This window comes from Vibrio natriegens NBRC 15636 = ATCC 14048 = DSM 759 (genome assembly GCF_035621455.1).
GTDB lineage: Bacteria > Pseudomonadota > Gammaproteobacteria > Enterobacterales > Vibrionaceae > Vibrio > Vibrio natriegens.
This window is the reverse complement of record NZ_CP141822.1, coordinates 411,014-429,249: the sequence shown is the minus strand read 5'-3', so window position 1 is coordinate 429,249 and position 18,236 is coordinate 411,014. Positions and strand designations below refer to the sequence as shown.

13 protein-coding genes are annotated in these 18,236 nt (G+C 46.9%); 3 read left to right on the top strand and 10 right to left on the bottom strand.

Annotation, left to right across the window (positions count from 1 at the left end):
* The first annotated feature begins 104 nt into the window (after positions 1-104).
* Complete coding sequence (gene degS / locus VER99_RS02005; protein ID WP_014230778.1) at positions 105-1,169, top strand: outer membrane-stress sensor serine endopeptidase DegS; 1,065 nt, start codon at positions 105-107, stop codon at positions 1,167-1,169.
* Positions 1,170-1,201: 32 nt separating this feature from the next.
* Here degS and parC read toward each other — a convergent pair whose 3' ends face one another.
* From parC to nudF, 6 genes are all read right to left on the bottom strand, one after another.
* Entirely contained in the window at positions 1,202-3,487 is a 2,286-nt protein-coding gene (gene parC / locus VER99_RS02000) for a DNA topoisomerase IV subunit A (protein WP_020335875.1), read from the bottom strand.
* 3 nt (positions 3,488-3,490) lie between these two features.
* Positions 3,491-5,371, bottom strand: a complete 1,881-nt coding sequence (parE, locus tag VER99_RS01995) for a DNA topoisomerase IV subunit B (protein ID WP_020335874.1) — start codon at positions 5,369-5,371, stop codon at positions 3,491-3,493.
* Positions 5,372-5,622: 251 nt separating this feature from the next.
* Entirely contained in the window at positions 5,623-6,207 is a 585-nt protein-coding gene (gene yqiA, locus VER99_RS01990) for an esterase YqiA (RefSeq protein WP_014230775.1), read from the bottom strand.
* 47 nt (positions 6,208-6,254) lie between these two features.
* Positions 6,255-7,061: a 3',5'-cyclic-AMP phosphodiesterase gene (cpdA, locus tag VER99_RS01985; RefSeq protein WP_014230774.1), complete on the bottom strand. Its 807-nt coding sequence runs from the start codon at positions 7,059-7,061 to the stop codon at positions 6,255-6,257.
* Between the two features lie 46 nt (positions 7,062-7,107).
* Positions 7,108-7,566, bottom strand: coding sequence for a DUF1249 family protein (locus VER99_RS01980; RefSeq protein ID WP_014230773.1), 459 nt, complete (start codon positions 7,564-7,566; stop codon positions 7,108-7,110).
* A 3-nt stretch (positions 7,567-7,569) separates the two neighbouring features.
* The gene (gene nudF / locus VER99_RS01975; RefSeq protein ID WP_014230772.1) at positions 7,570-8,217 is read right to left on the bottom strand and encodes an ADP-ribose diphosphatase; all 648 of its coding nucleotides are present in this window, start codon (positions 8,215-8,217) and stop codon (positions 7,570-7,572) included.
* Between the two features lie 229 nt (positions 8,218-8,446).
* Here nudF and tolC point away from each other — a divergent pair, with 229 nt between their 5' ends.
* Positions 8,447-9,769, top strand: coding sequence for an outer membrane channel protein TolC (gene tolC, locus VER99_RS01970; RefSeq protein WP_014230771.1), 1,323 nt, complete (start codon positions 8,447-8,449; stop codon positions 9,767-9,769).
* A gap of 152 nt (positions 9,770-9,921) precedes the next feature.
* On the opposite strand, the gene hldE is transcribed toward tolC, so the two are convergent.
* The 3 genes from hldE to VER99_RS01955 all read right to left on the bottom strand — a co-directional run bounded on the left by hldE (position 9,922) and on the right by VER99_RS01955 (position 15,630).
* Positions 9,922-11,352 (bottom strand): bifunctional D-glycero-beta-D-manno-heptose-7-phosphate kinase/D-glycero-beta-D-manno-heptose 1-phosphate adenylyltransferase HldE, encoded by a 1,431-nt coding sequence (gene hldE, locus VER99_RS01965; protein WP_014230770.1) that lies wholly within the window; start codon positions 11,350-11,352, stop codon positions 9,922-9,924.
* Between the two features lie 67 nt (positions 11,353-11,419).
* Positions 11,420-14,263: a bifunctional [glutamate--ammonia ligase]-adenylyl-L-tyrosine phosphorylase/[glutamate--ammonia-ligase] adenylyltransferase gene (glnE, locus tag VER99_RS01960; RefSeq protein ID WP_020335873.1), complete on the bottom strand. Its 2,844-nt coding sequence runs from the start codon at positions 14,261-14,263 to the stop codon at positions 11,420-11,422.
* A gap of 110 nt (positions 14,264-14,373) precedes the next feature.
* Positions 14,374-15,630: a methyl-accepting chemotaxis protein gene (locus VER99_RS01955; RefSeq protein WP_014230768.1), complete on the bottom strand. Its 1,257-nt coding sequence runs from the start codon at positions 15,628-15,630 to the stop codon at positions 14,374-14,376.
* Positions 15,631-15,697: 67 nt separating this feature from the next.
* Between VER99_RS01955 and VER99_RS01950 the strand changes: the two genes are divergently transcribed.
* Positions 15,698-16,471 carry an ion transporter gene (locus VER99_RS01950; RefSeq protein ID WP_014230767.1) on the top strand — a complete coding sequence of 258 codons (774 nt, stop codon included), beginning with the start codon at positions 15,698-15,700 and terminating at the stop codon, positions 16,469-16,471.
* Between the two features lie 47 nt (positions 16,472-16,518).
* On the opposite strand, the gene VER99_RS01945 is transcribed toward VER99_RS01950, so the two are convergent.
* Complete coding sequence (locus VER99_RS01945; protein WP_014230766.1) at positions 16,519-18,051, bottom strand: CYTH and CHAD domain-containing protein; 1,533 nt, start codon at positions 18,049-18,051, stop codon at positions 16,519-16,521.
* Positions 18,052-18,236 lie beyond the last annotated feature (185 nt).

Sequence of the window (18,236 nt, the reverse complement as noted above, 5' to 3'; positions counted from 1 at the left end):
AATTAAAAGGACAGCACAATCACGTGCTGTCCTTTTGTTATTTTTCAATGTAATGCTATTCTTCACCTTCTTATGCCACTTTGGCGTTCACATATGGAGAGGATATGCTTAGCTTTTTATTACGTTCTGTCTTTCTAGGCTTGGCAACCGCCGCCGTTGTCCTACTTGCGGTTCCATCTTTACGTAATAACGTAATTCCAGCTGCGCTTGATCCACAACCAAGCAACATCGCCTCTCTTGAACTCTCTTTCAATCAGGCTGTTAGAAAAGCCGCTCCAGCCGTGGTGAATATTTACAGCCGCAAGTATGTAGAAAATGATCGTAGCAAGCTTTCTACACAAGGGCTGGGATCTGGTGTGATTGTCAGTGAGAAAGGCTACATCATTACCAATTACCATGTTGTTGCGCAGGCTGACCAAATCGTCGTAGCACTGCAAGATGGCAGAGCTGCCGCGGCACAACTTGTCGGTACCGACAAACGTACCGATATCGCCGTGCTGCGTGTTGAGGGTACCAATCTCCCCGTGATACCTCTGAACTCAGAATACAAACCTCAAGTTGGTGATGTGGTACTGGCCATTGGCAATCCATACAACTTAGGACAAACCACGACCTTTGGTATAATCTCCGCAACGGGACGTTCTTCTATCAGCGACGGGCGACAAGCCTTCATTCAAACCGATGCGGCAATCAACGAAGGTAACTCTGGTGGTGCACTGGTTAATACCCAGGGTGAGTTAGTCGGAATTAATACCGCCTCCTTCCAGCAAGCAACCGATTTGGAAACTTACGGCATTTCATTCGCGATTCCGGCACCACTCGCGAGCAAGATCATGCAAAAGATCATTGCGGATGGCCGTGTGATCCGTGGCTATATCGGCATTGATGGTCAAGATATTAATGCGGTCACCGCCCGATTATTGGGTAATCAACATGTCGGTGGCATTGTCGTTCTCGGTATCGACCCTAATGGTCCCGCTAGCGCAGCAGGCTTCGAGAAACAAGACATCATAATTAGTATTGATGGCAATAAAGTTCAGGGACGACAAAGTGTGATGGATATTGTCACCGATTTACGTCCCGGTACGACTGTTGAAGTGGGCATTATTCGTAAAGGCAAAGAGATAACGTTAAAAGTCACTATTGCTGAAGACAAACAAGAAGCATAAAAAAGTCCCAGCCACTGGCTGGGATTTTTGTTTTATTCGCTTTCGCTCGATTCTTCAGTGTTGCTCGACTCACCGAGCTCAACGTCGATTCGTGTCACTCGCTGTAAGCCTCTTGGCAGCAGACTGCCTCGACGGCCACGCTCTCCACGGAAGTTATCCAAGTCAGTTGGTTTTAAGCCCAGCTTACGCTTGCCAGCATAAAGTGTCAGAGAAGCTCCCTGTGGCAGAGCCATCAGATGAGATAATACTTCTTCACGATCTTTCGCTTTCGCCGCAGGAATGTTGATGATCTTATTCCCTTTACCTTTGGCTAATTGCGGCAGGTCTTTAATTGGGAACAACAACATACGTCCCTGGTTAGTGATCGCCAGAATTTCATCAGAGTCTAAATCTTCAACTTCTTTAGGTGTCATCACTTCAGAGTTCGCAGGTAAGGTGACCAGAGCTTTACCGCTGCGGTTCTTCGACAACAGATCGGAACCTTTACATACAAAGCCGTAACCCGCGTCAGAACCCACCAGCCATAACTGATCTTCTTCACCCATAATCACCTGGCGAATGCTGCTGCCTGCGGTGATGTTCAGGCGGCCGGTAATTGGCTCACCCTGACTACGAGCAGACGGTAAAGAGTGCGATTCAAGCGAGTAGCTGCGACCATCACTACCAAGGAAAACGGCAGGTTGGTTACTCTTGCCTCGGGCATGCGCCAAGTATTTATCACCAGACTTGTAGTTCAGACCTTCAGCTTCAACTTCGTGGCCTTTCGCGTGACGAATCCAGCCTTTTTCAGACAGAACAACCGTAATCGGTTCACTCGGCACTAGGTCACGCTCAGTTAGCGCTTTCGCTTCTGCACGTTCTACTAGTGGCGAGCGACGATCATCGCCGTATTTCTCTGCATCTGCTTTGATTTCTTTCTTCAGCAATGTATTCAGACGGCGCTCAGAACCTAATAGCAGCTCTAGCTTCTCACGTTCTTTTTCCAGCTCTTCTTGCTCACCACGGATCTTCATCTCTTCCAGTTTGGCAAGATGACGAAGCTTGGTATCCAGAATCGCGTCGGCTTGGATATCGGTGATACCAAAACGCTCCATCAGCACCGCTTTTGGATCGTCTTCAGTACGGATGATCTCAATCACTTCATCAAGGTTCAGGTACGCAACCAGCAAACCTTCTAAGATGTGCAGGCGAGCCATCACTTTGTCTAAGCGATATTGCAAACGACGGCGAACCGTCGTGCGGCGGAACTCAATCCACTCCGATAGAATCTGAACCAGACCTTTAACCTGAGGACGGTTATCCAGGCCAATCATGTTCAGGTTAACGCGGTAGCTACGTTCTAGATCAGTAGAAGCGAACAAGTGATTCATCAACATATCGCAATCGACTCGGTTAGAACGAGGAACGATAACGATACGAGTTGGGTTCTCATGATCCGATTCATCACGAAGATCTTCGACCATTGGTAGCTTCTTCGCACGCATTTGGTTTGCGATTTGCTCAAGTAGCTTAGAGCCTGACACTTGGTGCGGAATCGACGTGATGACGATGTCCGCCCCTTCTTTATGCCAGACAGCACGCATCTTGATACTGCCGCGTCCGTTACGATAGATCTTTTCAATTTCCGCTTGCGGGGAAATGATCTCAGCTTCCGTTGGGTAATCCGGGCCTTTCACGTACTGCATTACGTCCGGCAGTTCCGCTTTAGGGTTATCAATCAGATGGATTGTTGCGTCAGCTACCTCACGTACGTTATGCGGAGGAATATCCGTCGCCATACCAACCGCGATACCCGTTACGCCGTTAAGCAGGATATGAGGCAGACGTGCAGGCAGCATTTGCGGCTCTTTCATCGTGCCGTCAAAGTTTGGCTGCCACTCAACCGTGCCCTGACCTAGTTCACCCAATAATACTTCAGCAAATTTAGACAGTTTCGCTTCGGTATAACGCATCGCTGCGAAGGATTTCGGGTCATCCGGCGCACCCCAGTTACCCTGACCGTCAACCAATGGGTAACGGTAAGAAAACGGCTGCGCCATCAATACCATCGCTTCGTAACACGCAGAGTCACCGTGCGGATGGTATTTACCCAACACGTCACCGACGGTACGTGCTGATTTCTTGTATTTTGCGGATGCCGAGAGACCTAGCTCCGACATCGCGTAGATGATACGTCGTTGAACCGGCTTCAAACCATCGCCAATGTATGGCAATGCACGATCCATAATTACGTACATCGAGTAATTCAGATAAGCGTCTTCGGTGAACTTGCGCATCGGCAACTGTTCAACGCCATCGTAAGTAATTTCTGTAGACATTCGTTAAACCTCTGCCAAATCGCCGTTGTTTTGTAACCAAGAACGACGGTCATCTGCACGCTTCTTACCAAGCAACATGTCCATCATTTCCATGGTCGCTGCAGAGTCATCAATGGTTAACTGAACCAGACGACGCGTATTTGGATCCATGGTGGTTTCACGCAGCTGTAATGGGTTCATCTCACCCAGACCTTTGAATCGCTGTACGTTGATTTTGGCTTTCTTCTTCGACAAGCGCTCTAGTACGCCATCTTTTTCATCGTCATCAAGTGCGTAGAACACTTCTTTACCGCAGTCGATACGATACAGTGGCGGCATGGCAACATAGATATGACCCGCTTCCACTAGTGCGCGGAAGTGACGAGTGAACAGAGCACACAGCAGCGTCGCGATATGAAGGCCATCCGAGTCCGCATCGGCAAGAATACAGATCTTACCGTAACGAAGGCCGTCGAGGTTGTCGTTATCCGGGTCGATACCCAACGCAACAGAAATGTCGTGCACTTCTTGAGACGCCAGGACTTGGTCAGCAGACACTTCCCAGGTATTCAGAATCTTACCGCGCAGTGGCATAACCGCCTGGAACTCACGATCACGTGCCTGTTTTGCCGAGCCACCCGCCGAGTCACCCTCCACGAAGAAGATTTCGGTACGATTTAGGTCTTGCACAGAACAGTCGGTTAGCTTGCCTGGCAAGGCAGGGCCTGACGCAACTTTCTTACGTACGACTTTTTTGCTCGCACGCATACGACGGTGCGCGTTAGCGATACAAACTTCAGCAAGTTGTTCTGCCAGTTGCGGCTTTTCGTTCAGCCATAGGCTGAAGGCATCTTTTACCACGCCTGAAACAAATGCCGCCGTTTGACGAGATGAAAGACGTTCTTTGGTCTGGCCAGCAAATTGCGGATCTTGGATTTTCACCGATAGCACATATGAACAACGATCGAAGACATCATCGCCGGTCAGTTTGACGCCACGTGGAAGCAAGTTACGGAATTCACAGAACTCACGCATTGCGTCCAGCAAACCTTGGCGCAGGCCATTTACGTGTGTACCGCCCTGAGCAGTAGGGATCAGGTTGACGTAACTTTCGGTGATCATCTCGCCGCCTTCTGGCTGCCAGATCACAGCCCAGTTTGCGGCTTCAGTTTCTGCAGAGAATTCACCAGTAAACGGTTCTTCTGGCAGAACGGTGTATCCTTTAACGCCTTCAGCCAGATAGTCTTTTAAACCATCCTCGTAGTGCCACTTGTAGTCTTTGTTGTTCACTTTGTCTGTGAACGTGATTTCTAATCCCGGACAAAGAACCGCTTTCGCACGTAGGTTATTGACCAGGCGCGTCACAGAGAAGTTTGCAGAGTCAAAGTACTTCGCTTCTGGCCAGAAGTGCACACTAGTACCACGATTACGGCGGCCACATGTGCCGGTTACGGTTAGATCCGAAACTTTATCACCGTGCTCAAAGGCAATCTCATAGACCTGACCATCACGGCGAACGGTCACTTCAACACGCTTAGACAACGCGTTTACTACCGAAATACCTACCCCGTGGAGACCACCGGAGAATTGGTAGTTTTTGTTCGAGAATTTACCACCCGCGTGAAGCTTACATAAGATCAGCTCAACACCAGAGACTTTCTCTTCTGGGTGGATATCAACAGGCATGCCTCGACCATCATCGATCACTTCCAGTGATTGGTCAGCATGTAGGATGACTTGTACTTTTGAGGCATGTCCGGCTAGCGCTTCATCGACACTGTTATCGATAACTTCTTGGCCCAGGTGGTTCGGGCGCGCTGTATCCGTATACATCCCTGGTCGGCGACGTACTGGCTCTAAGCCATTCAGTACTTCAATGGCCCCAGCATTATATTGTTCAGTCATAATACGGAATTGTTCTCAAAGTTTATTTGTTACCTGCAAAACACAGTTCAGAATGTGTTTTCTCAGGAAACGAAAAAGCCACCCTGTTAGTATCTTTAAATGTTTGTAAATCTGATACATAACAAAGTAGCCAGAGTCTATGACCCTTAAGATCTTTCAGCAAAATATAGTCGGAAAGCAAACCGCCTATGTCAAGCAACGGTTGGATATATCAGCAAAAACTATGAGCGTATTCCAATCGTTCCTATCCATTACAGTTCTAGAAATTCGATAATCTTTGCAGGATAACGCTCAAAGCCTACAAAACTGTGATCACCGCCTTGTTCTACCGTTTGCTTGGATTGCGCAAACTTATTTACCGCCTGGCGATAGTCCAGAACCTCGTCTTCGGTTTGCTGCAGTAGCCAAAACGCGTCTGGCGATGCGATGCTTTGTACATCAAGAGCTTTCAACTCGTCAATATGGCAAGTCTCAAGTGTATAAGTTTCATTCGTGTAGGGGTTAGTTTGTTCACCTAAATAGTCGACTAGCAACTCATAAGGTTTGACGGCCGGATTGACCACTACAGCTTTGAATCCAAATTGGCTGTTCAACCAAGTAGACATAAAGCCTCCTAACGAACTGCCTACTAATCCAATTCGGTAATCATTTTGATATTGCTCGACGATGTCCAGTAACAGTTGAGCGGCTAGTTGCGGAAAACACGGCAACTGCGGAATGATCACTTTGATGTCCGGGCGATGCTGCTGACAATACTCTCTCATCAGATTCGCTTTCATTGAGAGTGGTGAGCTATTAAAACCGTGGATGTACAGCAATAATGAAGGTTTCATCATAAAAGTCTCACATAAAAAGAAAGCCCGAACATAATGTTCGGGCAGGATTAGTATCCGTTCGAGGAGAAATCTGGTTGGAACTGACCTTCCGGCAATCGATTAACCTGGGTCGTAATCTCGCCAGTCGCATGCAGCTCTAATTCTCGCCAGCCTGGCGAAGTGGTATCTAATGCAAAGTCATCTGAGTTAGGCTTGAATTGCACACACGTAGAAGGTGTCGCCATGACTCGAATGCCTTGATGTAGCACATTCATATCTTGATGAACATGCCCGCACAGAATCCCTTTAACACCATCAAAACGTTCGACAATCTGCCAGAATGCTTCTGCATCTTTCAGAGTGTGTTGGTCTAGCCACGCGCTACCAACAAGAATTGGGTGGTGATGCAATAATACCAGCGTATAACGCTCAGGGTACTCGGCTAATTTTTCTTCAAGCAATGCCAGCTGCTTATCGCTTAAACGACCGTGCGGAACGCCGACTACTTGAGAATCAAGCAGGATCACTTGCCACTTATCACCAAGCAACACATGCTCCGTCGCTTTGATCTGTTGTGATGGAAGTACACTGCCCATATTGGGTTTGTAGTCATGATTGCCCGGCAGCCAGAAACAATCTTTCTCGAGTGGCGCAATACCTGCGGCGAATCGTTGATACGATCCCGCGCTGTGATCTTGCGAAATATCCCCGGTTGCTAAAATGTAATCAAACCCCACTTCGCGGCGCAAAACCTCATCAACCACAGCAGAAAAGCTGTCGGCCGTTTTTACGCTCAGCAAACTTCCCTCATCTGCCTCAAACAGATGAGTATCCGTGATTTGTAAAAGTTTGATGCTGTCACTAGATGATTGCAAAATGAAAACCTGATTCGTCCACTATATTGTTATTTGTTATTTTCCTTTAGCGACGTGACGAGCAATTGAAGGCAAGTGGTGTTCTACTGATTCCACTTCTTAAACAAAACGTCAGCCATTCACCAAGGAACGTGTTTAGTTGATGCTTTTCATCTCGTTGCATCAATTTGTCGTTGGGATAATCATATTTAGCTTTGATACGAGAGAAGTCTCCGCTTGAGCATACTTCCGCTACTCTCGCATCGTGGTAAAGCCTGACAGACATTGTCGGTAAAGGAAACACTGGTGTTTCATCACTCTGACATATCTCAACAACTGTGGTGTATTTTGTGACTTCATTCACGGTCAATTGATAAACCATATGCGCGGCTTGATAACAGCGCACGTCACCAACCTCAGCAGAGACAGGCAGCAGGGCATTTAATTTAGCGTAATTGGTCTCATAGGTTCTCATTAGACCCGCTAAATCAACATGATATCGCTGTTTTTCAGCTATCTGCGCCATTACTTACTCTCCACCGTTATGGGGGCTTACCCACTGTGATTTCAACTCAAGATGGTTTAATTGCAACCATTGCACTGCAATAATTGAAGCAGCATTTTCAAGTTTTCCATCTTTCACCCATTGATATGCTTCTTCACGGCTGATGACGTGAACTCGAATATCTTCATCTTCATAGTCTAAACCATGAATGCCTTCCGCTTTAGAAGCATCGACTTCTCCGACAAAAATATCCAACTTTTCTGAGCATCCGCCTGAAGAGGGATAGTAAGACGTCATCGGAATCACTCGCCCCACCTCAAGCCCCGCCTCTTCGTGAGCTTCGCGGCGGATCACATCTTCAACGGACTCATCTCGATCAATCATGCCGGCAACAATTTCAAGCTGCCAAGGATGATCGTGTTCTAATGCACCAACTCGTATCTGTTCAATGATAACAACCTGATCCTTTATTGGATCATAAGGCAACATCGCCGCAGCGTGTCCACGTTCGAACATTTCTCGCTCGACAACATCACTCCAACCACCAGCAAAGAGCCGATGTTTGAAACGGTACTTCACCATTTTAAAGAAGCCCTTAAAGAGGGTCTCTTTCGAGATGATTTCCACATCTTGTGAAGTAAACTCGTCTTGTCGCTTGTCACACTGTTGCATTAAACACCTCTCTGAGTGAATCTTGTAGTGTACTCATTGTTAATCACTTGCTCAAAGGACTTGGCTCAACTTTTTGTATAATAGTTATAATTTATTTTAAGTATTGTACAAATTTTTATTGCACAACTGGATAATTACGTGTAAAAAAATGCAAAGTTTAGAGTAAATATCGTCCAAATTGAGTTAAACTACTGAGAATTAACCAATCTATTGACCGCGGGAATAGAAAATGAAAAAATTGCTTCCACTTTTTATCAGTGCAGCGCTAGGTAGCATAAGCGTATCGGCTTATGCGGACTCATTAGCTGACATCTACGACTTAGCAAAACAAAACGATCCACAATTGCTTAGCGTAGCAGCACAGCGTGACCAAGCTTTCGAAGCAATCACCTCAAGCCGTAGTGCCCTTCTACCACAAATCAACTTAACAGCGGGTTACGATGTGATCCGCGGTGATATCGATTACGATTCAGCGGGTAAAACGACTTATGATAAGAATGACCTGACCGCTGGTATCAACTTCACTCAAGAACTTTACAACCGCGCATCTTGGATTACGTTAGACACGGCAGAGAAAACAGCTCGTCAAGCAGACGCAACTTATGCGGCAACACAACAAAGTTTGATCCTTCGAGTGTCGCAAGCTTACTTTGAAGTACTACGTGCTCAGGATAACCTAGTGTTTGTCCGTGCCGAAAAAGCCGCTGTTGGCCGCCAACTTGAGCAAACTAAACAACGTTTTGAAGTGGGCCTTTCTGCTATCACCGACGTACATGATGCACAAGCGCAATACGATGCAGTACTTGCTGATGAAGTATTGGCAGAAAACGATCTGATCAACAGCTACGAATCATTGCGTGAAATCACCGGTCAGGAACACAAAAATCTGAACGTGCTTGATACAGCTCGCTTCTCTGCAAGCCGCTCGGATAGCCCTGCTGAAGACCTAATTGAAATTGCAAAAGAGCAAAACCTAAGTTTGCTGTCTTCTCGCATTTCACAGGATATCGCTCGTGACAACATTTCCCTGGCTAGTTCTGGTCACTTACCAACGTTGAGCTTGGACGGTGGTTACAACTATTCTGACCGTGGACAGAGTTCAGCAGACTATGATCTAGACGCATTGAGCGTTGGTATTAACCTATCGGTTCCTCTATACACCGGCGGTAACGTAACTTCGCAAACTAAACAAGCTGAGTACGCTTATGTTGCTGCAAGTGAAGATCTCGAAGCTCAGTACCGTAGCGTAGTGAAAGATGTTCGCGCGCAAAACAACAACATCAACGCATCAATCGGTGCATTGAAAGCTTACGAGCAATCTGTAGTTTCTGCTCGCTCTGCACTAGAGGCGACAGAAGCAGGTTTTGATGTAGGTACTCGTACGATTGTTGACGTACTGGACGCGACTCGCCGTTTATACGATGCAAACCGCAACCTATCTAATGCTCGTTACGACTACATCATCAGTGGTCTGCAACTGCGTCAGGCGGTAGGTACACTGAATGAGCAAGACATTCTAAATATCGATGCGGGTCTGAAAGCTGTAAACTAATCAGTAAACAAGACAAGCAAAACGCCAGTTGCTAAACAACTGGCGTTTTTTATTGCCTGTAAAAAAGCGGAAGATTAGGTATCGCAGGCAGATGCAAAAAAGGCCACCCTAGGCAGCCTTCTCATTACGATTTAGTTTAGATGTTAAAGGACTTAGCCTTTGCCACCTTTAATCGCATTAATAATTTCACTAGTTGAACAACCATCTTCAAAGTTCAGTACACGAACTTCACCGCCAGCAGCAATCACCTCTTTGCCACCTGCAATCTCTTCTGGTTTGTAGTCTCCGCCTTTGACCAATAAGCTTGGCAGCACTTCTGAGATCAAGCGTTGCGGTGTATCTTCACTAAATGGTACCACCCAATCTACCGCACCTAAGCCAGCCAATACCGCCATACGACGATCGGTTGGGTTTACCGGACGGCCAGGACCTTTAAGACGCTTAACTGACTCGTCAGTATTCACGGCTACGATTAGGCGATCGCCCAGTTCAGCAGCATGGTTTAAGTAAGACACATGGCCTGCGTGAAGAATGTCAAAGCAGCCATTGGTCATCACAACCTTCTCGCCTTTAGCACGTGCTTTCTTCACCGCTTCGATCAAAGCTTTTTCTGAAATCACACCAAAGTCGGTATCTTTACTACCATGTACCGCTTCAGCCAGTTCAATTTCAGACAAGGTTGATGTTCCTAGTTTACCAACCACAACGCCGGCAGCCGCATTCGCGAGAGCACATGCTTCTTCAAATGATTTACCCGCAGCAACTGAAGCCGCCAGTACAGAAATAACGGTGTCGCCTGCACCCGTTACGTCATACACTTCTTTTGCTTGTGTTGGCAGATGGAACGGTTCCGCACCTCGGCGAATTAACGTCATACCATGTTCACTTCGGGTAACCAGCAGCGCATCAAAGTCAAATTCTTCCACAAGCGCCAGTGCTTTTTCCACCAGCTCCTGATCAGATTTCACTTTGCCAACCACATCTTCGAACTCTTTCATATTTGGCGTCAGAAGTGTCGCACCACGATAGCGTTCAAAGTCGGCACCTTTTGGATCGATGAAAACAGGAACGTTGGCAGCGCGCGCTTTCTGAATGTACGCCTGTACATGTTCAAGAGAGCCTTTTGCGTAATCTGACATGATCACGGCTTTGACAGTTGGCAGAGCAGAATCCATGCGCGTAAGCACAGGTTCTGGGTCTGTATTTTCGAACTTGTCTTCGAAGTCCAGACGAATCAACTGCTGACCGCGGCTCATTACACGTAACTTAGTGATCGTTGGGTACTCTGGCAGCGGCACAAAGTCACATTTTACTTTGAGCGAGCTGAGTTTTTCTGTCAGAACTTTTGCAGGTTCATCCATTCCTGTCAGACCAACAATGTGAGCGTGACCACCCAATGACGCGATGTTCATCGCAACGTTTGCAGCACCACCCGGACGCTCTTCATTGTTTTCTACTTTTACAACAGGAACTGGCGCTTCCGGTGAGATACGTCCAGTTGGGCCATACCAGTAACGATCTAGCATGACATCACCGATGATAAGCACACCAGCGTTGTTGTAATCAGGTAGAATTGGTTTCATTATTGGTCTCCAAAAATTAAATCGTGCAGAGTTTACCACAGCGCTTGGCGTGGCTAAATAACTCGCCTTAACTGAACCACTGATTCCATGCCTGTTTCACCCACTCTCTTTCCGCAACAAATTTATTCTCGGCAACATCAGCGTCCAGATTGAGTAAGTTTCTATGGTGTATCTCATTACGCATGGAGGTATAGGCGTTTATCAGCTGCATCGCTTGGTCTTCGTCCATCACCTGTTGTGCAATTAACGTTTCAAAAATTCGTACGTTATCGCACCAACGCGTAAGTTTAGGTTTATCATGGCTGTAGTTGAGCACCAGATACTGAGCTAAGAATTCAATGTCGGTGATGCCGCCAACATCTTGTTTAAGCATAAAACGCCCGGCTTTCTTTCCACCGAGATGATCGCGCATTTTCTCACGCATCTCGACGACTTCTTTTTTGAGTGTCGCTTGGTCGCGCGATTTACACAGCACATCATGTCGAGTGTTATGGAAAGCGATAGCCAAAGGTTCGTCTCCATAGATCATTCGGGCACGAACCAAAGCTTGGTGTTCCCATGTCCAGGCTTCCTGATGCTGATATTCGTCAAATGCGTCAGTAGGACTCACCAGTAAACCCGAGGCTCCAGACGGACGTAAGCGAGTGTCCACTTCGTACAGAATCCCTGATGCGGTGCGGGTTGAGAAAATATGGATAATGCGCTGTGCCAAACGAAGATAGAACTGGCGACCATCGATTTCTTTCTTACCATCAGTGTATACGCTGACCGGACAGTCATGCATAAATACGATGTCCAAATCAGAGTTGTAACCCAACTCCCAGCCGCCAACTTTTCCATAGCCAATAACCGCAAACCCTCGGCCTTCACGATCTTTAACATGGGTAGGCTCACCGTACTTTTCTGATACCTGCAACCAGGCCTGACTGACAACCGCTTCCACGATGGCTTCTGCCAGATAAGTTAAGTGGTCACTCACTTTCATGACTGGCAGAGCACCAGCGATATCTGCCGCTGCAATACGCAGAATACAAATTTGCTTGAATTGACGCAGTGCTTCCATCTGCTGTTCCATATCATCTTCTGGAATTCGCGCCAGAAAATCACGCAGCTCAGTTCGGTAACTGTCTAAAGGAATCGGATTATACAGTTGCTGCGGATCAATCAGTTCATCAAGCAGGATTGGATAACGCGATAACTGCTCAGAAATCATCGGACTTGCCGTACACAGCCTCACGAGTTGCACCAGAGCTGCCGGGTGTTCATCCAATAACTCTAAGTACGTGGTTCGGGTACAGATTTTGTGCAATAAATGCAACACTCTAGGTAAACCAAATTGAGCGTCTGGATGCGCGAAAACCGCATCGAAGACTTTAGGCATCAGTCTATTGAGCACTTCTCGACCGCGTGGACCCAGTGTTTTCTTGGCAATGTCTTGCTTGAAATCGATAATGGTTTTTGCGCAGGAGGAAAAATCTTCCACCTGAATATCTTGTTGCAGGATATGCTCTAGTACATCTTGCTTTTTAGCCATATCCCATAGCTCATGGAAATGGCGCGCAACATTACTGCCTTCATCTTCTTCGTCATCGCCAATCAAAGAATCGAATACCTGATGAACCTTGCCCATGTGCAGCTGAGTCTGAGTGATCAACTCATCCCAGGAGTCAAATCGCATTGCAGTCGCCAGCTTCATACGCTCTATGTCGCAATCAGGCAGTGTCTGCGTCTGCTTGTCCGCCATGGCTTGCAGTAAGTTCTCTAGTTGGCGCAAATACTTATACGCGGCTTCCAGACTTTGCACATCTTGTGGTGTTAGCAAGGCAAGTTCTTCAATCCCTCGCAGGGTTTCCAGCAAGCCTCGATTACGCAGAGAAGGCTCGCGTCCGCCGCGGATTAGCTGGAACACCTGAGCGATAAATTCAATTTCACGAATACCGCCCGCACCCAGCTTGATGTTGTTATTCAGCCCACGACGACGCACTTCGCTGCTTATCATCGACTTCATACGGCGTAATGACTGAATCGCACTGAAGTCGATGTAACGTCGGAACACAAATGGACGCAACATCTTACGCAGCTCTTGATACTGTGGGTACATTTCACATCCCATCACACGAGCTTTAACCATTGCGTAGCGTTCCCAGTCGCGGCCTTGTTCCTGATAATAGTCTTCCAGCGCCGCATAGCTCATCACCAAGGGACCACTTTCACCAAATGGACGTAAACGCATGTCAACGCGGTAGCAGAAGCCATCAAAGGTTTGCTGGTCTAATGCTTTAATAATGCGCTGGCCAAGGCGGGTAAAGAATTGCGCATTGGCAATGCTGCGGCGCGCACCCTGAGTTTCACCGTTATCTGGATAGGTAAAAATAAGATCAATGTCGGAAGAGAAGTTCAGCTCGCCACCACCAAGCTTACCCATACCAATGACTAGCATCGGTTGAGCTTCACCTTCAGCATTGGTTGGTGTCCCCCACTCTTTGCAACAAGCCTGATATTGCCATTGGTAAGTTTCGAAGATCAGCGCCTCTGCCAGTTGAGAAAGGTGACTCAGTGACTCTTCCAGTGTCCAGGCATGAAGGAAATCTTTCCACGCAATATAAACCATCTCACGATTACGGAACTGACGTAATACACGATGGCCTGACACTTCATCCTGACAATCTGCCAATAACTCCGCGAGTCTTGTACGGTAAGACGCTTGTCGGCTTGGCTCCGCCACCATCTCAGGCAAGTCCTGAGCGAGCTTTTCATCTCGATGAATAGTTTCGGTTATGAACTGGCTCAAGCCAGATACATAGTAAAATTGCTCTGCGATTTCACTTGGCCACAATTGAAAGTAGCCAGCTTGCTGAGCATTTTGAACGGCAGATTCAGCGACAGAAATCAAAGACGAAGGCAGCTGCATTTTTCTTCCTTGTGAAAAGCACGATGAATGAGCTTTAAGTTATACCAGAGTTGCAGCAAATAAAAACGCCCACAAAAGGTTTGTGGGCGTATTATCAAAAGCTATATGCATTAAACACTGAATGACTTGATTTTCTTGTCTAATTCTCCAGCGTTATTTTGCATGGTTTCAGACGTTTCCAGTAACTCGGTCACCACAATCACAGATGCTTCAACCAGCTCTCTTACGTTAGTCAGGTTTTGGCTCATTTCCTCTGCGACACTACTTTGCTGACCAGAAGCCGTGGCGATTTGGAAGTTCATATCATTGATTTGTGTGACCTGAGTGACAATGCCATCCAACTCTGTGCCAGCATTTGAGACCAGTTCATTGCCCTCCGCGGCCTCAACCACGCTTTTCTCCATCAGTTCAACGGCTGATTCTGCGCTGGTTTGCAGGTGAGTAATCATTTCCTGAATCTCAATCGTCGCCTGCTGCGTGCGCTGTGCTAAGTTGCGAACTTCATCTGCGACTACCGCAAAACCGCGTCCCGCTTCACCCGCTCGTGCGGCTTCAATCGCAGCGTTAAGTGCCAATAGGTTGGTCTGTTCAGAAATGCCCTGAATGGTTCCTACAACACTGCCAATCGCTTCCACGCGTTCTTCCACCTGATTAACAGCCTGAGCAGAAGAGGCAATGTCCTTAGAAAGTTCACTCATCTTAGCGACAGTGCTCTGTAAGAATTGTTGACCAGAAACCGCTTGAGACGACGCCTGTTCGGTGAGAATCGATGCCTGCTGGGCATGTTCTGCCACCGTTTGAACCGTAGAAGACATTTCGCTCATGGCGGTCGCAAGCTGGTCTATTTCATTGAACTCTTCCTGAGCCGACTCTTTGGTTTCTGACATGCTTATTGTCATCACTTCAGTCAGCGCAGAGAGCTCATCTGAGGCGTTGATTTGCATTTGGATTACGTCATGCAATTGGCGACGTGTTTTTTCCAGCTCGCGTGCCACGTCTCCGTATTCATCCTTACAATCCATACCAAATGGTACCGATAAGTTTTTGCTCGCCATCAGTTTTATCGCATCATTCAGGTATTGAGTTTGACGTAACATGACACGTGCTGCGGCTAACAACAAAACAACAAAGACAATGATGAGCAGCGCTGTCTGCCAAACAACCTGAGTCAGGTAGGCCTCATAATGCTGCTGAGCAATATCCGTATTCTGCGTCGCAGCCAACAATGAATCGTAAAACGTGTTGGCATCCCAAAGTTGCTTTGCCACAATCAAAATAGTACTGAAGACCATCAACATGACCATCTTTGGTACCAGTCGAATGTCGGATATGACTCTTTCCCACGGCTTAAATGCCAGTTTTTCCATTGTCAGTTCTCCACCGAGTCTTATATAGTTTTTGTCATTCTGTTACGCGAATTAATTCGAGATTTGTATGAAAAACAACGATATCAAAGACAGTACCCGCCCAATGGGACTTTTGTCATTAGTCCTGTCCTTTCTGGCATTATTTGTGACCTCAGGTCTGTTATTTTTTTCGATCGATCGCGAAACCCGTCAAGTACTTATCGGTCTCGACTTCATAATCTGTAGTATTTTTCTCTTACAACTGACCATTGATTTGATCCGCGCCACAAATCGGTGGAACTTCCTTAAACTACACTGGATAGATTTTGTGGCCAGTATCCCAATGATCGAGCCACTACGCTTTGCCAGAGTTTTCCATATTTTACGCATGGTACTGGTACTGCGCTCTTCTAGATTCATTCTCCATCAACTCAAGGAGAATCGCCGAGAAACAACCGTTGCTTCCATTCTGTTACTAATGGTGATTTTAATAACTCTGGGTTCCAGTACGATGCTGTTCATTGAAGCCAAAGATCCTGCAGCCAACATTCGGACCGGGGCTGACGCTTTGTGGTGGGTGTTTGTCACTATCTCTACCGTAGGGTATGGGGACCATTATCCGGTAACCAGTGGTGGCAAATTTCTCGCCGTAGTGATCATTGTTTGTGGTGTGGGGATCTTCGGCATGATCTCTGGTTTGGTCACGTCAATCGTGACGGCTCCAACGAAGAAAGAAGATCATCGAACCAAGCATACAGAGCATATGTTGAACAAACTCGTTGAACAGCAAGAAACGATCCTTAATCGGATAAATGAGCTTGAACTGCGACAACAAGAGCAACAGAGCCAAAAAGAAAAATAGGGCCTGGAGGCCCTAATTGTTTTCAATACGCAGTTGATGAGGTGCTATCACTCTCGCCAGTAAGGCTGTGTCTCAACGCTGATGGCTCGGGTTTGATCCATAGCATGTAGGATAGAGCGCTCTTGACGGTGCAACCATCGTTCTAGCTGCTCTTTTTCATCAGCTTGTAGCATGTCCACCAGCGGCAACAAATGATTCAGCATCAACAAATCATCGATACCGTGAACCAGATCCGCCCATGGAAGACGGAAGCTATTACGCTCGTCGCTGTTATACAGGCTCGCGAATCCGATTCCGGTGTAGAGATTGCGAAGTAAGCGATAACGCTGGTCAACATAATCCTGCGCAGACAAATCACGCTCTGCGGGGAACGCTTCCATCAACTCTGCCCAAGTGCGATCCAGTTGCGTGACAGAAAATGGCAAGATGTTGCTCGCCATTTTTTCTCGTGCTTTTTCATCCAAAAATGGCTGCCAGCCGCGAGCAAGGATCCAACGGCTCAGATCAAGCAATAAGCCGGTGTAACGAGCTGAACTTAACAGCTCTAGCACTTCTTCACGGCTTGGGAGTTCTTGCAGTTGCTGGGTTAGCTCCGAAACCAAGAACTTGCGGGCATCAAGCTTACGTAACACGTTACCTTTGTCATCAAGTAACTCTTCAAGGTGAGCATGTTCGTCTAACCATGTAAGCTCTTCTTCCAGCCATTTTAGTTCCTGACGCAGAATAGCACTGGCTCGACGTGGGACAACGCCACCAAATATGGTTAAGGTCTGACGAATAAATCGAAGCGCATTGCTGATTTCGCGAAGTGCTTCGACACAATCACGTTCCGAATAGATTTGCTCATGGTAGTGCCAGTGGGACAACGCGTGCTCTAACGAGTTGATCAGACAATATTCCACGGTGTCTGTGCTGCGGCTGTCGACTAACGCCAGCGGTTTTACCTCATCACCCGTGTATCCGGTTGCCAAGCGATAACCTTTGGCCGCTTTGCTTAAATTCCCGAGACGCATGCCACCTTGCTCGCAAAAGCTACGAGCCAATGTAAACAGAGCATCGGTTTGTCCCGATTTGAGTTCCAGTTCGACTTCGCAAATCGGCTCTTGTCTGTCTTCTCCATCATCACCTTTAGCGATAACCATACCTTGGTCAAAGGCCACTTCAACCTGGCTGCCATCAGGCATACCAATTAGCCACTGCTCGCGAGTGAAATTAGTCGAAAATAACGGAGTGAGTTCGGATTGTAAGGTCTCGACATCTTTACCAGCAGGCCAGATATCAGAAGGATGAAGTGTGAGATCGGGCTCATCGCTCGTGTGCTCAGCATTGTATTCTGGTCTTTGGTGTAAACCAGCGACGACGCGTCCTGCGGTTTTCACTGTTTGAACAAATACATCATCAAAACGGCGAATTCTTAAACCAATGTCATGCTTTCTTAACCATTTATCGGCAGTATCAAAGTAGGTGTTACCCAAGTCACGACAACTATGCTGAAGTACTTTTGTCTCAGAAATTTTTTCCTTTAAAGTTTCTGAAAATTCAGGAGAAACAAAAAACTTCAGTTCTATTTCGGTTTCCATAGCTATACCTTTCAAAGCAGATAGAAACAGGATATTGCGTATTTTCTTACACGGCAAGAAAGAAATATCACTCGAATGATGATCTAAAACAGTTTTAAAGAGCGATTTAATGCGTTAACATGCGCGCCTTTATAGCCATCGCTCAACATTTCGCCAAGACCAAAGAAATGGTGTATGTTTTTTTT